Annotated in this window: 2 protein-coding genes and 2 pseudogenes; all 4 read right to left on the bottom strand. The window is 64.8% G+C overall.

From position 1 onward, the window contains the following. The coding region (locus JCM25143_RS20350; protein ID WP_035371517.1) for a hypothetical protein at positions 1-202 on the bottom strand (202 nt) is incomplete at its 3' end. Further along, a complete protein-coding gene (locus JCM25143_RS22920) occupies positions 192-554 on the bottom strand; it encodes a hypothetical protein (RefSeq protein ID WP_199897910.1) in 363 nt (120 codons plus the stop codon). The genes JCM25143_RS20350 and JCM25143_RS22920, both read right to left, overlap by 11 nt. A gap of 153 nt (positions 555-707) precedes the next feature. Beyond that, a pseudogene (locus JCM25143_RS25335) lies at positions 708-758 on the bottom strand (hypothetical protein); the annotation flags it as partial. A 106-nt stretch (positions 759-864) separates the two neighbouring features. Then, a pseudogene (locus tag JCM25143_RS20355) lies at positions 865-1,893 on the bottom strand (RNB domain-containing ribonuclease); the annotation flags it as partial. Positions 1,894-1,901 lie beyond the last annotated feature (8 nt).

Below are 1,901 nucleotides of genomic sequence, written 5' to 3' on the forward strand. Positions count from 1 at the left end.
CCTGTGCCTTAGGGGGAGTGTTATCGGTCGCGGTCGTGGCCGAGGCACTCTGGCGTGGGGTCAGTGGTGGGGGCGGCATGGGCTGGTTGCCCGACCTGTCCTGTGCGCGCACGGGTGCTGGCTGGCACAGCAGCACTGCCAGAATAACGACAGGCAGGCCACGCATGACGCAGGCATAACGGAGGGACAGGTCAGCACGCATGAACGGGAGAAGCCAGAGTTACGGTGCCCCGCGACGGGCAGGTTGCGATCAGGACTGCTGAAAATACGCGCTCAACCCGGTTCCGGTTTCCGGTTTGATGCTCATTGGAGTCGGAACGGCGCGACGCGACGCCGTCATGCAGCAAGGTGTCGCAGGCCCCTGTGCCAGAAGGGAATGCCGACCATGGAAGGAAAGACGGAGTTCCGGTTTTCGTCAATCTCACCCGAAGGCCATGCCGTGTTGATGTGAGGGCATGGAACTCCACAGGCTGGCCTATCAGGGGGGCCAGCACCTGTGCTGCCAGCCGGTTCAGGCAGGCCTGTGCAACGTCCGTGGCCCTGCGTTCAGTCATGCTCAGATGGGCTGCCAGAGCCTCAAGCGCTGTGTCGGACGAACTGGAAGGCTGGGTAGGTGTGAGGGAGGCGGCCTGCGTGGGCGTGAATGTGGATAAAGGCGCGCGAGCCAGAAAATCCGTCAGTGCCCGGTGGGTAACAAGGTCCGCATAGCGGCGGATCGGGCTGGTAAAATGCGTGTAGCAGGCAAGCCGGAGCTGCATGGGGGGCTATTGTGGCGCTGTAGCGGGCCGTGGGCCGGGGCTGCCCGGAGGTAGAGGCTGCATGGGTGCGGAACAGCCCGGGCAGCCCATGATGGTGCAGGAGGGCTGCAGCCTGCGTATTGGCGGCCACCATACAGGCTGCCACCATGTCATGTGTGGGCAGCGTCGTGCGTGGCGTAAACGACACAGCATTGCCCTGTGTATCGTGGCTGACTAGCCAGGACTCGTCATGCTGCGGCTCGACACCGCGCCGCAGGGCTTCGGCCTGAAGGGCCTGTGCGGCATCCCAGAGGGCGTGCAGGCTTTTCAGCACAGCAGGGGCGGGGTTTTGTGGTGTGTCCTGCCCCGATATGTCGGCAGCAGGTATTGCTGAATGCTGTGGGTTAAGGGCCAGCAGCGCCTGTGTGTAGCTCAGTCGTGCGACGCTGCGCATCAGGCCCCGGCCCAGCCGTGCCCGACCCAGTGTGCCCTGCCGGGTTATGGACAGGTCCATGAACAGGCAGGGTCTATCCTGCCCCGGCAGGAGCGAGCAGGCATTCTCGGACAGGGCCGGGGGCAGCATGGGCACAACCCGGTCTGGCAGGTAGATGGACGTGCCGCGCAGGCGGGCCTGCTGGTCCAGCGCCGAGCCTGCGGGCACGCATGCGCTGACATCCGCTATCGCGACCACAAGCCGCCAACCTGTTTCGGTGGGTTCGGCCCACAGGGCATCGTCAAAATCATGCGCGGATTCGTCATCAATGGTGATGAGGGGAAGTGCGCGCAGGTCTTCACGTTCTGGCGGAGCGGGCTGGCCGTGCAGGGCGGCAACGGTGCGGGCTGCGGATTCGGCTTCGTTCAGATCGTCCTGGCTGAAGGTTTCCGGTACAGCGTGGGCCAGCAGGCTCAGCCGTCCTGCCATACCCGGTTCCGTAGCTATGCCTAATATGCCCGCTGGCCGGGCGGCATAGGCGTTGTCAGCCGTGCTTTCAGGTGCTGCTTCCGGCCCGTTTTGCAGGGAGGCCAGAAGGATATTGCCCGGTGCCGGATCAGCTATGTCCGACGCAAGGCGGTGGAACGGCACGGACAGGCGTGGATCGCACGACCACAGGGCGGCTTGTGCGGGCTCGGTCTGCTGGGGCGGGGTGTCCGTCATGGGCAGGA

The sequence above is a fragment of the Acetobacter papayae JCM 25143 genome (assembly GCF_000613285.1).
Lineage (GTDB): Bacteria > Pseudomonadota > Alphaproteobacteria > Acetobacterales > Acetobacteraceae > Acetobacter > Acetobacter papayae.